17 protein-coding genes are annotated in these 20,207 nt (G+C 66.8%); 6 read left to right on the top strand and 11 right to left on the bottom strand.

Features of this window, described 5'->3' with window-relative positions; translation table 11 throughout:
• Positions 1-172: 172 nt before the first annotated feature.
• Together LK996_RS16765 and LK996_RS09615 are read left to right on the top strand one after the other, a co-directional pair.
• Complete coding sequence (locus tag LK996_RS16765) at positions 173-547, top strand: VOC family protein (protein ID WP_425493737.1); 375 nt, start codon at positions 173-175, stop codon at positions 545-547.
• A 35-nt stretch (positions 548-582) separates the two neighbouring features.
• Positions 583-1,503 (top strand): aquaporin, encoded by a 921-nt coding sequence (locus LK996_RS09615; protein WP_230526965.1) that lies wholly within the window; start codon positions 583-585, stop codon positions 1,501-1,503.
• A 406-nt stretch (positions 1,504-1,909) separates the two neighbouring features.
• Here the strand turns inward: LK996_RS09615 and LK996_RS09620 are convergent, their stop codons facing one another.
• Together LK996_RS09620 and LK996_RS09625 are read right to left on the bottom strand one after the other, a co-directional pair.
• Entirely contained in the window at positions 1,910-2,089 is a 180-nt protein-coding gene (locus tag LK996_RS09620) for a hypothetical protein (protein WP_230526966.1), read from the bottom strand.
• A 77-nt stretch (positions 2,090-2,166) separates the two neighbouring features.
• Positions 2,167-5,292, bottom strand: coding sequence for a hypothetical protein (locus LK996_RS09625; protein ID WP_230526967.1), 3,126 nt, complete (start codon positions 5,290-5,292; stop codon positions 2,167-2,169).
• 199 nt (positions 5,293-5,491) lie between these two features.
• Between LK996_RS09625 and LK996_RS09630 the strand changes: the two genes are divergently transcribed.
• Positions 5,492-5,977: a YybH family protein gene (locus LK996_RS09630; protein ID WP_230526968.1), complete on the top strand. Its 486-nt coding sequence runs from the start codon at positions 5,492-5,494 to the stop codon at positions 5,975-5,977.
• A 10-nt stretch (positions 5,978-5,987) separates the two neighbouring features.
• Here the strand turns inward: LK996_RS09630 and LK996_RS09635 are convergent, their stop codons facing one another.
• On the bottom strand, positions 5,988-7,598 hold the full coding sequence (locus tag LK996_RS09635; RefSeq protein ID WP_230526969.1) for a tetratricopeptide repeat-containing sulfotransferase family protein: 1,611 nt from the start codon (positions 7,596-7,598) through the stop codon (positions 5,988-5,990).
• 173 nt (positions 7,599-7,771) lie between these two features.
• Here LK996_RS09635 and LK996_RS09640 point away from each other — a divergent pair, with 173 nt between their 5' ends.
• The gene (locus tag LK996_RS09640; protein WP_230526970.1) at positions 7,772-9,439 is read left to right on the top strand and encodes a M4 family metallopeptidase; all 1,668 of its coding nucleotides are present in this window, start codon (positions 7,772-7,774) and stop codon (positions 9,437-9,439) included.
• 133 nt (positions 9,440-9,572) lie between these two features.
• Positions 9,573-10,001 carry a hypothetical protein gene (locus LK996_RS09645; RefSeq protein WP_230526971.1) on the top strand — a complete coding sequence of 143 codons (429 nt, stop codon included), beginning with the start codon at positions 9,573-9,575 and terminating at the stop codon, positions 9,999-10,001.
• Here LK996_RS09645 and LK996_RS09650 read toward each other — a convergent pair.
• From LK996_RS09650 to LK996_RS09665, 4 genes are read right to left on the bottom strand one after another with little or no spacing between them, the layout of a single operon-like run.
• The gene (locus LK996_RS09650; protein WP_230526972.1) at positions 9,964-11,355 is read right to left on the bottom strand and encodes a glycoside hydrolase family 47 protein; all 1,392 of its coding nucleotides are present in this window, start codon (positions 11,353-11,355) and stop codon (positions 9,964-9,966) included. The genes LK996_RS09645 and LK996_RS09650 overlap by 38 nt on opposite strands.
• Positions 11,356-11,364: 9 nt before the next feature.
• Entirely contained in the window at positions 11,365-12,597 is a 1,233-nt protein-coding gene (locus LK996_RS09655; protein WP_230526973.1) for an AGE family epimerase/isomerase, read from the bottom strand.
• A complete protein-coding gene (locus LK996_RS09660) occupies positions 12,594-13,574 on the bottom strand; it encodes a carbohydrate kinase family protein (protein WP_230526974.1) in 981 nt (326 codons plus the stop codon). Before LK996_RS09660 ends, LK996_RS09655 begins: the two co-directional genes overlap by 4 nt.
• Positions 13,571-14,851 carry a sugar MFS transporter gene (locus tag LK996_RS09665; protein WP_425493759.1) on the bottom strand — a complete coding sequence of 427 codons (1,281 nt, stop codon included), beginning with the start codon at positions 14,849-14,851 and terminating at the stop codon, positions 13,571-13,573. The genes LK996_RS09660 and LK996_RS09665 overlap by 4 nt, the downstream gene beginning before the upstream one ends.
• 150 nt (positions 14,852-15,001) lie before the next feature.
• Here LK996_RS09665 and LK996_RS09670 point away from each other — a divergent pair, with 150 nt between their 5' ends.
• Positions 15,002-17,308: a GH92 family glycosyl hydrolase gene (locus tag LK996_RS09670; protein ID WP_425493761.1), complete on the top strand. Its 2,307-nt coding sequence runs from the start codon at positions 15,002-15,004 to the stop codon at positions 17,306-17,308.
• 33 nt (positions 17,309-17,341) lie between these two features.
• Here LK996_RS09670 and LK996_RS09675 read toward each other — a convergent pair whose 3' ends face one another.
• The 4 genes from LK996_RS09675 to LK996_RS09690 all read right to left on the bottom strand — a co-directional run bounded on the left by LK996_RS09675 (position 17,342) and on the right by LK996_RS09690 (position 20,151).
• Complete coding sequence (locus LK996_RS09675; protein WP_230526976.1) at positions 17,342-18,070, bottom strand: DUF72 domain-containing protein; 729 nt, start codon at positions 18,068-18,070, stop codon at positions 17,342-17,344.
• Positions 18,067-18,348, bottom strand: a complete 282-nt coding sequence (locus LK996_RS09680; protein ID WP_343225874.1) for a hypothetical protein — start codon at positions 18,346-18,348, stop codon at positions 18,067-18,069. Before LK996_RS09680 ends, LK996_RS09675 begins: the two co-directional genes overlap by 4 nt.
• A gap of 36 nt (positions 18,349-18,384) precedes the next feature.
• Positions 18,385-18,939, bottom strand: coding sequence for a hypothetical protein (locus tag LK996_RS09685; protein ID WP_230526977.1), 555 nt, complete (start codon positions 18,937-18,939; stop codon positions 18,385-18,387).
• Between the two features lie 69 nt (positions 18,940-19,008).
• The gene (locus tag LK996_RS09690; protein WP_230526978.1) at positions 19,009-20,151 is read right to left on the bottom strand and encodes a DUF1254 domain-containing protein; all 1,143 of its coding nucleotides are present in this window, start codon (positions 20,149-20,151) and stop codon (positions 19,009-19,011) included.
• Positions 20,152-20,207 lie beyond the last annotated feature (56 nt).

Consider the following 20,207-nt stretch of genomic DNA (forward strand, 5'->3'; position numbering starts at 1 on the left):
CCGCTTTTGGCCGAAAGCGGACATTCGGCCCCGACGGTCGGCTACCTCAGGCAAGACGATACGCGCCGGGCGCTTGGGTATATCGGTGTGCATATCAAAATCCACCGCGCTCGATCCGCACCTTAGTTTTGCGCAGCTTCGGCGCAATTCAATTCCCCCCACCTCCACCATAATGAAAAAGGCCCGCCTAGCGCGGGCCTTTTTCTGTCAGGTGTACCTAAAGCAACAACTGCCAATAGCCGACATCGATCCATCTTTCCTGCTTGAAGCCCGCACGCTTGAAGTGCGCGACCTTCTCGAAGCCCAGACGTTCATGCAGCGCGACGCTCGCGTCGTTCGGCAACGCGATGCCGCCGATCACCGTTTGCATTCCGCTCGCAACGTTGCCGACCTCGACGGGAGCATCCGCTTCTACACCGAACTGTTCGCCGCGCAGCCGAGCGTGCGCAAGAGCGACTACGCGAAGTGGATGCTGGAAGACCCGCGCGTCAACTTCGCCATTTCCACCGGTTCGGTTTCAAAGGTGATGCAGGTCGTCGCGACGTAGTGGTTGTAGATGGCCGCGATTGCGCGATCCTGTATGTGTTGATCGTCGCGCTCGGCCCCGTGTCCGGCGCGCACTTCAACCCGGTGGTGACGCTCGCGATGCGCCTTCGTGGCGCGCTGACCAGCCGAGAGACCGCCGCGTACATCGCGGTGCAGGTCATCGCCGCAATCGTCGGCGTCGCGCTGGCGCACGGCATGTTCGACCAGGCGTTGCTTCAACCGGGTACGCATGCGCGCGAGGGAACCGGGCAGTGGCTGAGCGAGGGCATCGCGACCTTCGGGTTGTTGCTGACGATCCTGTTGGGCATCGCGCACCGCCCGGCGGCCGTACCCGCCCTCGTCGCTGCCTATATCCTCGCGGCGTACTGGTTCACCGGCAGCACGTCGTTCGCGAACCCCGCGGTTACCTTCGCCCGGTCGCTGACGCAGTCGTTCGCGGGCATCCGTCCGCGGGCGATCCCGGACGTCAGGTTTGAAGTGGCGGCCGAGTGTCCGCTTTCGACCCGTGCGGACATAGAGGGCACACTAAAGGCCAACGCCGAGATGACAGGTACGCCCATGATGGAACTGGATGTCAATGGCGAAGCGCCAGGGTTGGCCGGCAAAGCCTGCGAGGCTGTTCTGCTTCAGCAGTATTGGCACAAGGGCGTTCTTGTAGAGCCTGCAAATGTCATCCACATGCGTTTCAGTGGAGTTTGGCATCGGCTCTATTTCGACTATGGAATTGTGTTCTGGCGCATTAGCGACGCTCCTCCCGAGCCTGGATCGGACACGGATTACGAATGGGAGTACCCGCTCGAGGATCTCGGGGCCGCCGCGGAAGTTATCGGGATTCCACTGGATCACTATTCGATGAAGCCGGTGGTAGGCGGTAGCACGGTCGAACTATGTTTTGAGACCGGCAAGCGCATCATCTTCGAAAACGTTGACGACCACACTACGTATCGGGTCGTCTAGCGGCCTCGGGGGTGCCCGCTTTTGGCCGTTAGTGGAGGTGGGGGGGAATTGAATTGCGCTGAAGCTGCGCAAAACCAAGGTGCGGCGCGAGCACGTCCGGCCTTCTTCGTTGCATGCGCTAACGACTGCTTCGCCCCCGCCGTCGGGACGCCGAGAACGAGTTGCAGCGCGTCATCGAAGGCATGCCGCGCGCTTACAAGACGTGGACGGAGATGTGGCCCGACGAGCGCCAGGGCGCGATGATCGACCTGCAGTGCAGGCTGCAGCCCCAGAGTTGAGCCCCATGCGAACGTGCGGCGACAGTTATCACCGAAAAGCGCTGCTTGCGAGCGACTTCGCGGCATGCATCCACTGTTCCGCGATCTACCCGCCAGCGGACATCACGGAATGGATCGACGACGATCAGTCAGCCATCTGCCCGCTCTGCGGTGTCGATGCCGTAGTGGGCTTCGACGGGACGGTGGATGAGAAATAGCTGACCGAGCAACGCAGTCGCGACTTCGAGTAGCACCAACTGCCACGGCCTCCCAAAGAAAAAGCCCGCCTTTCGGCGGGCTTTTTTTGTCGCATCGATCGAGCAGAACATCGTGCCGGCTCCATGATCGAAGCCGGCACGATGCCTGCGCGGCGCATCCCCCCCCGAGGCTGCGCCGCTTTTCGGTATTACAGGTCGATACCGAAGCCGACGCCCGCCGAGCTGTCGTCGCTGCTGAAGGCACCGCCGAGGCTGAAGGACGCACGCTCGCCGATCTTCTTCGAGTAGCCGACGGAGAGCGCCTGCTCACCGTTCTGCCAGCCCGCGCCCACGCCGAGGCGACCGCGGTCGCTCTGGCTGTTGGCGGCGTTGATCGCCATGTTGAGCATGGCCGCGCTCATCGCACCCTGCTGGTCGATGCGCTCGTCCTGCAGGCGCAGGTGCTGGTCGATCTCCTGCTGCATGCTGGTGAGCTGGCCACCGAAGGCTTCGAAGCGCGCGTCGGTGTACGCATTCGCGGTGGCAAGCGTCTGCGCCGACGAGGCACGCACCTGCGCGACATTCGCGGCATCCGTCGGCGCCGTACCCTCGGCGACGTTGGTGACGCGACGCTCGTTGCCCGCGCTGCCGACCGAAACGGTGTTCGCTTCGTTGGCGACCGAGCCCTGGCCGATCGCGACCGCACCCGTGGCCGTGGCGCTGGCGCCCTGGCCGATCGCGGTGCCGGACGCGGCGGTCACGCTGCTGCCCGCGCCGACGGCGACCGAATCGGTCGCTGCGGTCGCGATGGTCGCGCCGCTGCCGATCGCGGTGCCGCTGTCGGCGCCGACGTTCGCATTGGAGCCGAACGCGGTGTCGGTGCCATCGGTCGCGTTGCTGCCGGTGCCGACCGCGAGGCCGTTACCGGTGCCGAGCGGCAGGTTGCCGCCGAACGTCTGCTCCAGCGCGTCCATGCGCGTGGTCAGCGACGAGATCGAACCGTCGATCGCGCCGAAGGCATCGCCCACGCTGTAGTAGCTGCCACCCTGCACCGCATACGTCGGCATGGCGAGCATGCCGTCGTAGCCGAGCGACGCACCGCCGCCGAGCGCGGCAGCGACCGAGTCGAGCTGCGCGACGTTGTTCGCGCCGGCCGCGACCAGCGCGTTGTTGAGCTGGCCGAGATTCACCGCGTCGGTGTCGGACGTGCCGGCCGCGACGTTGGTGATCTGGCGTTCCGCGCCGGCGCTGCCGACGGACACCGTGTTCGCGACATCGGCGATCGAACCGGCGCCGATCGCGACGCTGTTCACGCCGCGCGCTTCGGCTTCCGCACCGAGCGACGTCGCACCGTCAGCCGCAGCGACCGACGCGAAACCGACGGCCGTGCCGTTGACGATTTCGACGATGTTGCCCGGACGTCCGCCCTCACCCGTCCAATCGAAGCCACCGCCCGCGAACGCCCACGTACCGAGCGCCGTCGTGCCCTGGCCGAACGCGAGCGCCGAACCGAAGGCCGAGCTGTACGCACCGCGCGCTTCGGAATAGAAACCGACCGCCGTGCTTTCGTAACCGTGCGCGAACGCACCCGAACCGACCGCCGTGCTGTACCAGCCGGTGGCCTGCGAACCCGAGCCCGCCGCAACCGACAGGCCGCCGCTGGTGATCGACAGGTCGCTGCCGTCGCCCGCGCCGTCGGCGCTGAAGTAATCGTTCGCGTGGCCGGCTTCGAGCGCGAGCGCGTCGAGCTGCGCCTTGTTCACCGCGTCCGTCGCTTCGGTGCCCGCGGCGACGTTGGTGATCTGGCGTTCCGCGCCGGCCGAACCGACGGAGATCGTGTTTTCGCGATCGGCGACGGAGTACGAACCCAACGCGGTGCTGTTCAGGGCGGTCGCGTAGCTGTAGGCGCCCAGCGCGGTGCTGTAATCGCCGTTCGCAGCGGCGGTGTCGCCGAGCGCTGCGCTCGACACGCCACCGGCGACGGCCAGCGGACCCACCGCCGTGCTGAAGTCGGCGACCGCGAGGCTGTAAGCGCCGGCGGCGAGGCTGTATTCGCCGCGCGCCTGCGAATACGCACCGTCGGCGATGCTCATCTTGCCCAGCGCCGAGCTGTACGCACCGGCGGCGGTGGCGAAGTCGCCGGCCGTCCAGGCGTATGCACCGATGGCATTGCTGAACTGACCGAACGCATTGGAGTACGTGCCGATCGCCGTGCTCGCGAAGCTGTACGCATTGGCGAACGCGCCCACGCCCGTCGCGTAGTCCGACGCCGCGGTCGACAGCAGGCCGATCGCGACGCCGTTCTTGCCCGATGCCCACGAGTACGAACCCATCGCGATGGCTTCGTCACCGATGCCGGCCGCGGTGTAACCGATGGCGATGGCGTCGAAGCCGTTGGCGTACGCCTCGTTGCCGAGCGCCATCGCAAACGCGCCCGTGGTGTACGCACCGGTACCCATCGCGATGGAGTACTGGTTCAGCGCGCGCGCATACGAACCCACCGCGAGTGCGTTCTGGTTCAACGCGTGCGAATCGTTGCCGAGCGCAATCGAGTACTTGCCCGTCGCTTCGCTGACGGTGCCGAGCGCGGTGGACAGGACGCCCGTCGCACGCGCCTGCGCACCGATCGCCGTGCCGTAAGCACCCGTCGCACGCGCGCCGTTGCCGAAGGCAGAAGACCAGAGGCCGGCCGCATTGGCGGACGAACCGACGGCCGTGGCGTTGCCGCCCGCAGCATTCGCGCGTTCGCCGACGGCCGTGGCGCTGGCGCCGGCGGCGTTGGTGGCGCGGCCGAGCGCGGTGGAGGCGGAGCCGCTCGCGATCGAGAAGCGACCGAACGCCGATGCGTTCGTATTGGTCGCCGAAGCGTTGGCGCCGACCGCAGTGGCCGACGTGGACGTCGCGGCAGCATTCGAACCGAACGCCGCGCTGTAACCGCCGGAAGCATTCGCGAAGTTGCCGACCGCCGTCGCCTGCACGGCGGTTGCGCGTGCGTTGTTGCCGAACGCCGCGCTGTTGGCGCCCGAAGCGGTGGCCATGTTGCCGAAGGCCGCGCTGTACGCACCGCTGGCGACCGAAAGGTTGCCTGCAGCCGTGGCCCGGTTGCCGGCGGCGCTGGCCTGGTTGCCGATGGCCGAGCTGTTGTCGCCGGTCGCGGACGACAGGTAGCCGACGGCGGTGGCGAACGCGCCGGTCGCGGCAGTGGCGCCTGCGCACTGGGTCTGGCCCGGCGTGCCAGTCGCACAATCCTGTGCCATCACGATCGACGGGGCCATCCCCATGGCCACGAGCAATGAAGCGGTGAGTTGCGCGCGGACAAGCGACTTGCTGCGCACGCGGAGACGAGCGGTTTTCACAACAGATTTCCCCTATGAAGACGATCGGCAGAGGCCGAGCCATGCGTTGGGCACGACGTGCGCAACCCGCCGACATTGCCTTGCGAGACGACTGCACCGCCCCCCCCGCCGCGGGGGGGCCGCAGGGAAGCGAAACGCGCGCAAATGGCGACCCCGTTCAACACCGTGGTATTTGCCCGTGCGTCTGCTTCTTCTCGCCTCTTCCCTCGCCATCGCTTTCGCCGCCGGTTCGGTCGGTGCGCAAACGCCGACGCAGCCCGTGCAGGCCACGCAGGTGTCGCCTGCCGCCAACGAAGCGGCGAACGTGGTCAACGCTTTCATGGCCGCGCTTGCAGGCAATCGACTCGAAGTCGCGCGCCAGCTGATGACGCCCGACGCGGTGGTCATCGCGAACGGCCAGGTCATCGGCACGCGCGATGCCTACATCGACGGCGCGGCGAAGGGCGATGCCGCCGGTCTCGCGCAGGTCCAGCGCGAGTTGCTGCGTCGCGATGCGACGGCGAACGGCAACCTCGGCGTCGTGCTCAGCGAAAAGCGCATCACGCCGACGGGCGCACGACCGGGCGGTCCTGCCGAAATCGTGACGGAAACGATGCTGTTGTCCCGCGTCGGCGCCGGCTGGAAGATCGCGCACATCCATTGGTCGAACCGGCACGCGCGCTGACGCGCGTGCCTCAGCTTGCGAGCGCGAACGCGCCTTCGGCTTCGTAGTCGGCGATCAGGTCGGCCAGCATCGCTTCGACAGGCGCCATGCCCTTCGCATGGCGCCGCCATCCGCCGACGTTGCGGGTGTGGATGGGCTGCCGCAATTGCAGCGTGCTCGCGGTCGTCGTGACCGTCTTGTTGGCGAGGATGTCGGTGACGCCCTCGACGCACGGCAACCCGAGGTACTCCTGCACGCGATCGGCTTCGACCTGCGGTTGCGCGACCAGGTCTTCGTAGCGCACATCGAGGATGCGACCGGGCGCGATGGCATGCCAATGGCGCATCAGGCGCGCGTAGTTGCGGTAGTGCGTCGCCAGCTCATCGAGCGCATAGCTGTACGGGTAATACTTGTGCGCGAACAACTCCTTCAGGTTCGAGAAGCAGCTGTCCATCGGATGGCGGCGCAGGTGCAGGATCTTCGCGTGCGGCAGCGCCTTGAGGATCGCACCGCACCACTGGAAGTTCATCGGGTGCTTGTCGACGAAGAACGTGCTGTCGCCGGCCTTCCACGCGGTCTTCGCCAGGTAGCGGCGGCCGAGCAGCGTCGGGTCGAGCCGCGCGACGAAGTCACCGATGCCGGCATCCAGCGTCAGCGACAGGCGCTGGTTGTTCACCCACTGCATCTGCTGGCGGAAGTCGTTGAGCTCGCCGCACGTCCTGATTTGCGGATGGTTGCCCAGGATGCGCTCCAGCAGCGTGGTGCCGGTGCGGGGCATGCCGACGACGAAGATCGGCGTGCTGTCGCGCGGCACGTCGCCGCAGACGTCGAAGAAGCTGTCCGACGTCGCCTCGATCAGCGCGTCGTAAGCGGTCGTCTCGTGCGCGACATCGTGCGTGGTGACGCTGCGCCGCGCCTGCGCGCCGGCCATGAGCGAAGCCCATGCGTCGTCCGTCTCGCCGAGCGCGTCGAGTTCCTTGAACAGCCCGTACTGCACGTACGTCTGGTCGTCGTTGCCGAGTTCCGGCCGATCCAGCACCGCGCGCATGCGCGACACGCGCTCGCGCGCGAATTCCTTTCTCCCCAGCTGTGCGCGGAACCAATGCGCGTGGCCGAAGCCCGGCGCCTGGGCGATGCTTTCCTCGCACGACGCCACCGCGCCGTCGAGTTCGCCGACGAAGCTGCGCAGGATGCCGTGCGTGTTCGCCACGAAGGCATTGTCGAAGCCCTTCGCGCGCGCGAGGTCGATGCAACGCAGCGCGCGCGGCTGATCCTCGAGATTGCTGTACAGCCGACCCAGTTCGACCAGCAGGCCGGCGTTGTCGGGGTGCTCGGGATCGATCAGGCCCAGCGCGGAGTACGCCAGGTGCCACTCGCCGACTTCCAGCAGGACGTGCGCCACTTCGAGGATGTCGCCGGCCTGCACGTGCTGGAGCCGCTGGCTCGCCTGGAACGCGTTGAACGTCGCTTCGCGCACGAGACCGGCCGCATGGCAGATCTGCGCCAGCATCGCGAACGCGAGCGGCTTGTCGGGCGCGTGGTGCACCAGCTGCAGGCACAGCGACTCGGCGTCGGCGAAGCGCTTGTGCTGGAAGTGCTGGATCGCCTGCTTCCACAGGCTCGCAAGATCGGGTGTGTGCATGACGGATACCGGAATGGATCGAAGAGCCGGCGCCTCGCACCCGCCCCCGCAGTTCAACAGCCCCCCGTCTCCCGGACACCCCCCGCGGTGGGGGGTTATCGGCTCGATAAGTCCGACCGATCTTGCCCGGGCTCGACCCATCCGCGTCGCGCAAATCATCTCCAGGGGAAAACATGTCGTCGCTTGCCAAGGCCCTCTCCGTGGCCATCATTTTCGGAGCCGCCGGCCAGGCCGCGGCGGCCGACAACGCCACCATCGCCACTCGCGCGCTGGGCGTCATCCGCAACAACCCGGTGCCCACGCGCCTGTCCGCCAATGACGCATTCGTCACGCGCGATGTCATCGTCGGCCGCGATGGCACCGAACACGTGCGTTTCGATCGCACGTACAAGGGCCTGCCGGTCATCGGCGGCGACCTCGTCGTCCATTCGAAGGCCGGCGTGCTCAAGCGCACGAGCCTGACCCAGGCGTCGGCGATCAACGTGTCGACCACGCCGACGATCACGTCCGCCGCCGCGATCGCCACTGCCGGCAGGGCGTGGGCGATGGCTTACGACGTGTCGCCGACCTCGCGCCTGGTCGTCTTCGCGCCGGCCGCCAAGACGCCGAAGCTCGCGCACGACGTGGTCTACGTCGGCCGTGCGAAGGACGGCACGCCGATTCGCATGCACTACTACGTCGACGCCGTCACCGGCGCGATCCTCGACAAGACGAACGCGATCAAGACCGGCACGCTGCCGGGCACCGGTTATCCGACCGGCAACACGCCGCCGCCGCCGAACGTCATCCCGTCCATCGGCCCGGGCTTCTCGCTGTTCGCCGGCAACGTCACGCTGAACACGCAGTTCAACAACACGCGCCGCATCTACGAGCTGATCGACCCCACGCGCGGCAACACGTCGATCACCGACATGGGCAACGGCTACCGCACCGGCGGCACGCTGATGGTCGACGCGGACAACCGTTGGGGCAACAACGCACTGAGCGATCGCGTCAGCGCCGGCGTCGACGCGATGTACGGCTTCCAGAAGACGTGGGACTTCTACAAGAACAAGTTCAACCGCAACGGCATCCGCAACAACGGCCAGGGCGCGAACGGCGCGGTGCACTACTTCCTGAACTACACCAACGCGTTCTGGAACGACGACTGCTTCTGCATGTCCTTCGGCGACGGCAACGGCACCACCGTGCGTCCGCTCGTTTCGATCGACATCGTCGGCCACGAAGTCAGCCACGGCGTGACGGCTGCGACCGCCAACCTGACCTATGCCAGCGAGTCGGGCGGCCTCAACGAAGCGACGTCGGACATCTTCGGCGCGATGATCGAGTACTACGCCAACAACGCGAAGCAGCCGCCGAACTACGTCATCGGCGAACAGATCTTCACGACGCCGGCCTGGAACAAGTTCATCCGCACGATGTTCAAGCCGAACCTCGACGGCCTGTCGCCGGACTGCTACCCGAGCGCCACCACCCCGTCGAACGGCATCAGCCTTGGCAACTTCAAGGCGATGGACGTGCACTACTCGTCGGGCGTGGCGAACCACTTCTTCTACCTGCTCGCCGAAGGCGTGGTCGTGCCCGCCGACTATGCCGCCGGCACCCCGGCCAACCTCGGCCCGAGCAACCTGGTGTGCAACGGCAACACCGGCCTGACCGGCATCGGCCGCGACGCCGCCATGCAGATCTGGTACCACGCGCTGACGGTGTACATGACGTCGAACTCGGACTACGCCGCGGCCCGCGCCGCGACGGCGCAGGCCGCGATCGACCTCTACGGTGCGGGTTCGACGCAGCACAACGCTGTCATCGACACCTGGGCCGCGGTCAGCATGCCCTGATCCACGCGTGTCACGAAGTAACGAAGAACCCGCCGGCAACGGCGGGTTTTTTGTTGCGCCGCGGGTCGCCGCGCACGCGCGCGATTAATTATGTTCGTTGAAATCCGCCGACGTGCGAGGCAGCCTTGCGGGCATGACCACCCGCCAACGCCTCATGTTCGCCAACGGCATCGTCCTCGGACTGTTCGCCGTCCCGTCGTTCTTCATGGACATCCGCGCGATCTTCTTCGGCGTCGGGCCCCTGGGCACGGCCCTGCGCGGCGAGCCGTCGACCGGCATCGGCTTCCTCGAAGCGCATGGCCTGGCCGCGATCTTCGCGTTCTGCTTTCTCTACGTGGGGCGAACGCAGGCATCGCCCGCGCGCGCATGGCACTTCACGGCCTCGGCCGTCCACACGCTGCTGGGCGCGTCGAACATCGCGCTTTGGCAGTTCTTCGTCCTGATGGACATGCTCCCGATGGGCTACGTGTCGACCGGCGTACACATCGTGTTCGCGGTGTTGCAGTTCGTGGCGGGGATGCGCGCTACTTCGAGAGACGCTGCAACGGGTGCGCCTCGGTAGTCAGCACGACCTTGTCGAGGTCGAGCGTCTCCGGCGGCGCGAACAGCAGATAGAAGTACTTGAACGTTTCGGCGAGCACGAAGCTCTCCATGTCGTCCGCCTGCTCCATCGTCGTCACGTCCTTGATGGCGGCGTAGCCCGCCTCGGTGCGGCAGTGCTTGATGAAGTCCTCGAACAACTTGCGGCCCATCGCGCGATATTGCGGGTCGCCCGTGAGGCGATACAGGTACCAGGTGGATTCGACGATTTCCGGACGTAACGGATAGCCGGCGGCAGTGATCTTCTTCTTGCGATAGTCGTAGGCCTCGGGCTCGATGCCGTGCAGGTTCCACATCGCGAACGATGATGCCTGCAGGCGACGCGCGTGCTCGATGTCGCCGGAATAGGCAAGCATGCCCGGATAGAACGCATCGAGTGCGCCGTACTCGTGGCCCGTGCGCGCACCGGTGTGCATGTCGACCTGGCCGGACCACAGGGCGCCGTCGACGTCTTCGAGGTAGTACTTGTTGGCCGCGGCGATGCTCGGCGTCCACATCGCCAGGCAGTCCTTGTCGTCGAACAGCTTCCAGCACTTGAACAGGTACTCGTAGTACGAGTCGATGCGCGCGCCCATGTGGCTGCTCGTGTGCGTCCACTTGCCGGTCACCGGATCGATACGCTCGCCGACGAGGTCGATCTTCGAACGGCGCTTGTACGTTTCGACCAACGCGCGCTTGGCCTTCTCGTAGTACATCGGGTTGCCGGTGAGCTTGCTCAGCGTGCCGTACTCGAGCAGCAGCGTGCCGGTTTCCGCCGGATTGGTATCGATGCCCTGCCCCTTGCCGGTGCGCAGGTTGACGTTCACGTACGGCAGGCCGGTCGGCGTATCGAACACCGGCAGCATGCGCTTGCCGAGATCTTCGGCGAGCGCGAGCAGGCGTTCGTCGCCGGTGGCTTGGTACGCGGACAGCAATCCGCCCAGCAGGCGGATCACGACCTCGAAGTGTTTGACGTCGAGATCCTTGTCGAATGACAGCTGCTTTGCGATCAGCTCGCGCGTTGCCTTCGCCTCGTCGTCCAGGCCCATGAGCAGCATCGTGTCGAGCGCATCGATCGGCGTCATCAGCAGCGATTGCGCGTACCAATCCTGCGGCTTCTTGCTCAGCGGCTTGAGTGCGTCGTGGCCCCAGGCGTACTGCTTGTAGCCGCCCCATGCGTGCAGGAACTCGGTCTTGACGCGTGCGGCAAGGCGCGCGGCTTCGGCATCGTCGACGGTTTGCGCGGCAGCGGCCGGGGCAACGGCGGGCTTCTCCGCGGCGACGCCGACGACGGGGATCAACGACAGGGCCAGCAACAACGCACGCACATTCGACATGGGCTCGCCTCAGGTGGAACGATGGCGCAGGACGTGCAAAACGTCATGGCACGCGCCCATCGTGTGGTAATCGGTCTTGCCGGCGGGGCTCTTTTCGTCGCCGTACTTTGCGTTGCGGCGATCGAGGATGCGATACCACGCGCCGTGTTCGTGATCGACGAAATACCGCCATGCGTAGGCCCATAACTTGTCGTACCACGCCCAGTCTCCGAGGCGCGCCGCCGTCGCGATGGATTCGGCCTGCACCCAGAAATACTTGTCGTCGTCGCAGACCCACGCGGGGCCTTCGACGCGCGCGCGGCCCGATGCGGCGTCGCGCAATCCTTCGAAGGCGAAGCCGTAATACATGCCGCCGTACTCGTTGTCCCAGGAATGGTCGAGCGCGATGTCGAACAGGCGACGCGCGGTCGGCGCCAGCCACTCGGCGTCGACATGGCGATCGAGGATCAGGAGCAGCTTCGCCCATTCGGTCTGGTGGCCCGGCTGGAACCCCCACGGGCGGAACAGGTGTTTGGGATCGTCGAGGTGGTACGTCCAGTCGACGTTCCAATCCACGTCGTAGTGTTCCCACACGAGGCCGCCGGCCTGCGCGGCCTGGCGCCGCGTCATGTGGTCGGCGAGCATCAGCGCACGATCGAGATAGCGACGTTCGCCGCTCGCTTCGTACGCCGCGAGCATCGCCTCGCACATGTGCATGTTGGCGTTCTGGCCGCGATAGCCGCTGAAATGCCAATGCGCGTCGGCTTCGTCCCGGTACAGGCCGAACTTCGGCTCCCAGTAGCGCTGCTCGAGCAGTTGCCAGGTCTCGTCCATCCACGCGCGCGCTTCGTCGAAGCCGGCCTTCAGCGCAGTGGAATACGCGAGCAGCACGAACGCCACGCCGTAGCAGTGGTAGGTCTCGTCTTCGACGCGGCCGTCGCGGAGGGTCCACGCGTAGCCGCCCGTCGACGGGTTGCGATGCACATCGCGCAGGTACGCGAGCCCGTGGCGCACCGCATCGAGATATTCCGCCCGCAGCACGACGTCGTCGGCGAACTCGCGCGCGGCCATCGCGTAGTTGAAGACGAAGCGCGTGCTGCTCACGAGATGGCGATGGCCGCGGTCGTATACCGTGCCGTCGTCCTTGAAGTAATGGAAGAACCCGCCGGCCGGATCGATGCAGCGCGGGTGGTAGAAGGCCATCGTGTGCGCGATGTGGGTGCGCAGGAAGGCTTCCAAGCGGAAATCGGGGAGCGGGGTCATGATGGTTCACCGAGCAATGCAATGACTTCGGCGTGGGTCGGCATCGCGGCGAATGCGCCCTGGCGCGTGACCGCCAACGCGCCGACGGCGGCGCCGAATCGCAGCGCATCGGCGATGACCGCGGGGTCGGACACGAAAGCCGGGAACGTCGCGCCATCCACGCGTTGTTGCGCGAGGCGGAACAGCACACCGGCAACGAACGCATCGCCCGCCGCAGTCGTATCCACCGCGCGCACGCGGAACGACGGCACTTCGCCACGCGCGTCGCGCGTGCGCCACTGCAACGTCGCCGCGCCATCGGTGACGACCACGAGGCGTGCGTGTCCGTCGAGAATGCGCTGCACGACCGCCTCTTCGCCGCCCGGCATCTCCGCGGCGAGATATTCCAGCTCGCTGCGCGCCAGCTTCACCAGGTCCGCTTCCAGCAGCGCGCCCCAAAGACGCGGCCGTGGTTCCTCGCCTTCTGGCCACAACGCGGGCCGCAAATTGAGATCGAGGCTGACGACGGCACCCGCTGCCCGCGCGCGCGACATCCCCTGCAGCGTCGCCTGCGCGATCGCAGCTTCGGTCATGCTGTTGGAGCACACATGGAAGACGGCCGTGTCCGCGAACGACGCTTCATGGAAATGCGCGTCGCGAAACAACAGATCCGCGGCGGGCGGACGATAGAAACTGAAACTGCGCTCGCCATCGGCATCCAGTTGCACGAACGCCAGCGCGGTGTTCGCCCCATCGGTGCGGACGATGCGCGAGGTGTCCACGCCGGCGTCGCGCAAACTTTCCAGCAGGAAGTCGCCGAACATGTCGGTACCGAGCATGCCGACGAACTGCGTCTGCGCCCCGAGCCGCGCGGCCGCGACCGCGACGTTGGCCGGCGCACCGCCTGCGTACTGCAGGAACGCACGCGGCGCGTCCGGCGTGGCGCCGGGCTGCGCAAGGAAATCGATCAGCGCTTCGCCGAAACAGACGATCTTCATGCGGGGTCGGCCATCCGCACGCGCGAACCGCGCAGGCCGTACCACACGATGTACGCATAGCAAAGCGCGGACACGACGAACGCATACTGCAGCGCACGGGTTTCGCCCTGCCCGGCTTGCAGTGCATCGACCAGCAGCCCCTGCAACGGCGGAATCACCGCGCCGCCGACGATCGCCATGACCAGCAGGCTCGCCGCCTTCTCCGTCATCGGGCCGAGGCGCTCGATCGCCAGGGTGAAGATCGTCGGGAACATGATCGAGTTGAACAGTCCCACCGCCACCACGCTCCAGGTCGCGACGCTTCCCGCGGTGCTCATCGTCACCAGCAGCAGCGCGATGTTGATCGCGGCGGCCGCGGGCAGCATGCGACGCGGGTTCGCGCGCAACAGCAACAGCGCGCCGACGAACCGGCCGATCATCGCGGCGAGGTGATAGAACGACAGGTACGCCGATGCGGCCTCGTTCGACATGTTGCCGATCTCCGGCCGCGAGACATACGTCACCATGAAATGCGCGACGGTCACTTCGACGCCCACGTAGAAGAAGATTGCGAGCACGCCCCAGCGCACGTGCGGCAGCGCGAGCAGTTCGGCGAAGGTGTGGCGGCGGGCGTCGGCCTGCTCCGTGGCTTCGGTCAGCGGCGGCATGCGGAACAGATACACCGCCAGCGCGAGCACGAGCAGCGCAACCGCGACGCCGACGTACAACGGCTGCACCGTCGACGCGCGCTCCGCGGCAGGCAGCGCCGCGAGTTGTTCGGCGCTGAGCAGCGTCGCGCTGAAGATCAGCACGCCCGCGACGTAGGGCCCCACGGTGTGTCCCAGCGAGTTCACCGCCTGCGCGAAGTTCAACCGGCTCGCGGCGCGTTCCGGCGCGCCGAGCAAGCTGACGTAGGGATTCGCCGAGACCTGCAGCAGCACGATGCCGGTCGCGAGGATGAACAACGCCGGCAGGAACAGGTTGAACGACCCCATCCGCGCCGCGGGAAGGATCAACAACGCGCCCGCGCCGGCGACGAGCAGCCCGACCACGATGCCCATCTTGAACCCGAGCCTGCCGACGACCTTGCCCGCGGGCACGGCCATCACGAAGTACGCCCCGAAGAACGCCGAATCCAGCAACATCGAGCGCGCGTGCGTCAGTTCGAACACCGATTGCAGGTGCGGGATCAGCACGCCGTTGAGCTCGGTGATGAAGCCCCACATGAAGAAGATCGCCGTCATCGCCACCAGCGCGACGCGCGTGTTCGCGGCCGGTGCGGCGCGTGACGCGACCAACGGTGTGCTCATGCCGGGTTCCTGCACGGGGGGTTGACGGACTGCATCACAGGCGGGCGAACAATGCTAGTTTGCGCGCTTTGGCGTGATCCGAAACCGGAAGGAATGCACATGACGAGAACGGCCGGCCTGTTGTTGGCGGGGTGCGCAATGGCTTGCAGCGCGATGCCGGGCGGGGCGTTGGCGGCATCGGCGACGCGGGGCGCGGCGGCATACGCAGCCGTCGACCCCTTCATCGGCACAGGCGGCGAAGGCCACACCTTCCCCGGCGCGGTCGTGCCGTTCGGCATGATCCAGCTCAGCCCGGACACGCAGATCAAGTCGCGCAAGGAAGGCTACGGTTGGGCGGCGGGCTATCGTCATGACGACAGCACCATCGTCGGCTTCTCGCACACGCACTTCTCCGGCACGGGCCACTCCGACCTCGGCGACGTGCTCGTCATGCCGATCGCGGGCGAAGTGAAGCTCGAACGCGGCGACGTCGACAAGCCCGGCAGCGGCTACACGTCGCGCTTCAGGCACGACGGCGAAATCGCACAGCCCGGTTACTATGCGGTGACGCTCGACGACTACGACATCCGCGCCGAACTCACTGCGAGCGCGCGTGTCGGCGTGCATCGCTACACCTTCCCGAAGGGCAAGCCCGCGCACGTGCTCGTCGATCTGCGCACGAGCATGTACGACTATCCGGGCAAGGTGCAGTGGTCGCGGCTGCGGTTGCATCCCGATGGCACGCTCACCGGTTTTCGCGAAACGCGCGGCTGGGCGCCGGGGCGCCAGTTGTACTTCGCGATGCGCTTCTCGCGGCCGGTCAGCGGCCATCAATTCCACGACACCGAACAGGACGTGCCCTACAAGGGTTTCCCGCCGCCGGGCAGCAACGACCCGCGCCAGCGTGCGCAGATCGAAGGACGCCAGTTGGTCGGCGCGCTCGACTTCGCCGACGCGTCGGGGCAGCCCCTGGTGGTGAAGGTGTCGATCTCGCCGGTCGGCGAAGACAGCGCCGTCGCCAATCTCGACGCCGAGATGAAGGACTGGGATTTCGATCGCGTGCGCGCGGATGCGAAGGCGCAATGGAGCGAGGCGCTCGGTGCGATCGATGTCGATGCACCCGAGCCGATGCGGCGCAGCTTCTATACCGCGCTCTACCACGCCTTCATGGGCCCAAGCCTGTTCATGGACAGCGACGGCCGTTATCGCGGACCCGACAACGCCGTGCACAAGGCGGAGGGCTTCACGAACTATTCGACCTTCTCGCTGTGGGACACCTATCGCGCGCTGCATCCGCTGCTCACGCTCGTGCAACCGGCACGGCGCAACAACGACTTCATCCGCTCGCTGATCGCCGCGCAACGCGTGAGCCCGTACGGCGTCCTGCCGATCTGGGCGTTCCATGGCCAGGAGACGTGGTGCATGATCGGTTACCACGCGGTGCCGGTGATCGCCGACGCGTACATGAAAGGCATCCGCGACTACGACGCCGACGCGGCGTTGAACGCGATGGTGGCCAGCGCCAGCTACGGACCCTACGACGGCATCGCGCAATACATGGAACTCGGCTACGTGCCGATCGACGAAGAAGGCGAAGCGGCGTCGAAGACGCTCGAGTACGCCTTCGACGACTGGACCATCGCGCGCGTGGCCGAATCGATGGGGCGCAAGGACGTCGCGGCGACATTCCGGAAGCGCGCAGCGAACTGGCGTAACGCGTTCGATCCGGAGACGGGGTTCATGCGCGCGCGCAAGCGCGACGGCAGTTTCCGCGAGCCCTTCGACGCGACCGCCAGCGGGTACGGGTCCGATTACACCGAAGGCAATGCGTGGCAGTACTCGTGGTACGTGCCGCACGACGTGGCCGGCCTCGCGCAGGCGCACGGCGGCGCGGACAAGTTGCTGGCGAAGCTCGACGCGGTGTTCGACGCGAAGGTCGACCCGAAGACCTTCGAGCACATGGAAGACATCACCGGCCTGATCGGCTGGTACGCGCACGGCAACGAACCGAGCCACCATGTCGCGTACCTGTACTCCGCGGCGGGCCAGCCCTGGCGCACGCAGCAGCGCCTCGGCCCGATCATGGCGAGCCAATACTCGCCGCGACCGGATGGCCTGTCGGGCAACGACGACCTCGGCCAGATGTCGGCGTGGTACGTGTTCACCGCGCTCGGGTTCTATCCGATCGCGCCGGGCAGCAACGAGTACATCATCGGCCGCCCCTTCCTGCCGCGCGCAACGTTGAACCTGCCCAACGGCAAGCAGTTCACCGTGATCGCCGAAGGACTCGACGACGCGCACCACTACATCGGCAGCGCGACGCTCAACGGAACGCCGCTCGATCGCGCGTTCCTCCGCCACGAAGACATCGTGGCCGGCGGCGAGTTGCGCTTCACGATGCAGGCGGAACCGAACATGGCGTGGCCGGGGGCGAACGCAGCGCAGCCGTATTCGATGTCGCGATGATGCGCGCGTGATTCGGTGCTGACGGGGCGCGAGTCAGCGCCCCGCACCCAGCAGGTCCCGCAATCGTGCCGCGTCTTCGACGGCATGCGAGTGCGCGGTGTTGTCGAAGATGCACCAGGCCGGCCGGCGTGCGCGGTCGCTGTCGACGAGCGCCTGCGCGAACGCTTCCAGGCGCGTGTCGTCGTAGGCGCTGTAGTACATCCGCGGCGACCCGTGCAGGCGGAAGTAGCGCCAGCGGCCTGCTTCGCCCGGCATGCCCGCGCCTTCGGGCACGGGTGGATCCGCCGCCACGCGCGCGATGTCGAATCGTTGCCACAGCGCATCGGCGCGCGCTCCGAACCAACTGCCGTGCCGCGGTTCGCAAGCGATCGGCACCTCGAACACCGTGCGCAGGTTGCGGAAGAAGGCACCGGCCACGCGCGCATCGAATTCCAGCGACGGCGGCAATTGCACGAGCACGCCGCCGAGCTTCGACCGCAGTCCCGCGATCTCGTTTGCGAACGCACGGAGCAACGGACCTGTCCGCACGAGCCGTGCTTCGTGCGTGATCGTCTTCGGCAACTTGACCGAGAAGCGAAACGTGCGCGGGACCGCGCCGGCCCAGCGCACGAAGGTGCCCGGCCGATGCGCGCGATGGAAGGTCGAGTTCACTTCCACGACGGCAAACCGCGTCGCGTATCGGGCCAGCGTGGACGCGCCATCGCCGAACAATCCGGCCTGCCGCGCCGCAATGGCCCATCCCGCGCAACCGATGCGGATCATGCATCGACCTTGAGTTCGTACCATTGCGCGTATGGCGTGTTCTTGACCATGTGCCGGTTGTAATCGCTGGCGCCATCGGTCCACCACACGGGACCGCGCTCGCCCAGCGCGACCTTGGCCGCCTGCACGGCGTCACGGGCCTTGCGCAGCGAGACCGGATCGTTGCTGCGAAGCGCCGCCTTGACGTCGCGGCGCGCGTGCATGAGTTGCTGGACCAGCGCGTCGCGCGTGGACGCAGGCAGCGCGGGATTGGCCGCCCGCCACAAGCGGCCGCGCACGATGAGATAACGACCATCCGGCGTGAGCGTGGCGATTCAATGCCCTCCTTCGCGCGAGCGCTCACCCAGCACGGGATCGACCTGCGCGCGCACCCGCAGGGCGCTCCGGAATTCCATCATCGCCGGGACAACCACGAGGACGATCGCAGGCAGCAAAATCGCGATCCAGGTCCACGCGGGCAATGCGGGTGTGCGCAGCGTCAATCCCGGTTCGCCATGCACGGGCCAGGCGGTCCATGCGATCCATCCGAATGCGATGAAAGGCGCCATGTCGAGAACGCTGTGCAGGTGCTGTTCGATGGGCGACACCACGCGGCGCCTGGCGAATGCGATGCGCGTGTCCCGGTAGCCGACGACCGCATGCACCACGACGCATGCCGCCATCATCAGCAACGCATCGCGCCCGACCTCGAAGGCGAGCCAGACGAAGATCGCCCCGCCAAGCAACGCGAGTTGCAACAGGTGCGCGAACGACTCCGCGACGCCGGAGGTACGCGGCAGGTCGGTGCGCCGATGGCACGCGAAGTCGCCCGTGCCGGCCAGCAACCAGATGAGATAGCCGCAATACGCGAGCATCGCCTGCAAGTCCATGACGACCGGACTTGTAACCTCCGGCGCTCGCAATGCGCGTGAATGCCCTCGCCCGTCGGCAAGACCGGATCACCCGACGGGCTCGGCCTCCGGGAATTTCCATCCGCCCGACAACACTTCCGCGCGCGGCCGATACAGGCGCACCAGGTAATTCCATCCCGGCGTGATCGGCAGGCAGTTGGGCACGTTGCCGTCGCAGCCGCCGAACTGGATGGTCACGCTGCCGTCGTCGCCCTTCTTCGCGGTGATGTTGTTGAACGAGTACGCGTTCTGCGCGTTCTGCTGGAAGAACCCCTTCGCGTCGTACACGGTCACCGACCAGAAACCGTCGACCGGCACATCCTTCACCACGAGGCGATGCACGGTGTTGCCGTCGTTGCGTTGCGGCGTGAAATTCAGGTACGTCGCGTCCTTCTCCGGGTTGCCGCCCCACGCGGTGCCGACGCCGATGAGGCGACGCACGGGCTCGACTTCTGCCTTCGTGCCGAACATGCGGTTCTTGTCGGGCAGCGTGTCGCCGAGCACGGTCAGCGCATCGGTGATCCTGCCGAGCGACGCCTTGTCCCATTTCGGCACGTCGAACGCGCCCGGGCCGCCGGGTTGTTCGACGACGACCGCGTCCTGCAGCGCGTGCACCTTCCCGACGTCGTCCTTCGCATTCGGGTCGACGAGCATGCGCAGCGCAGCCATCGCGTAGCGCGTGCCGATGTCCTGCCTGGTGAGCGTGTACTTGCCCGGCTTGTAGGCGACCAGGTGCGTGTACTGGTCTTCGTCGAAGACCTGCATCGACATGAAGCGATCGCCGGTATCGGGCAACGTGATCGTCACCGGGCCCGCGTCGAGGTCGAACACTGCGCTGGAATACAGCGTGTCGCGGTTCTGGCGCACGACGACCTGGTTGTCGAGCGGCGTGAGTTCGCGGTTGTGATGGAACTTGCCCAAGCCGCCCTGCTGCACGATGGTGCCGAACGCGACGTCGGTGGCGGCGCGGCCGAAGTTGTCGGCGGTGACGGGGGTGCTGCCGGGTTCGGGTTGCGTCGCTTGCGCCGCGGGCGAGGCCGCCGAGGGCGAAGTCGCAGCGATCGTGGCCGCTGCGGGCCCGGCCGCAGTCGCGGATGTCGCGGCGGATTCGGTCGGCGCTCCATCCGCGCCCCGATCCGTGCAACCGCACACCAGCATGGCGCCCAGCATCACTGTCGTCGCGCGCTTCATGGCATCGCCTCCGCCTCGTGTCGGCTCGGACGATGCCCGCGGCAAGGCCGCGGGAC

It is taken from the genome of Noviluteimonas lactosilytica (genome assembly GCF_020866925.1).
GTDB lineage: Bacteria > Pseudomonadota > Gammaproteobacteria > Xanthomonadales > Xanthomonadaceae > Noviluteimonas > Noviluteimonas lactosilytica.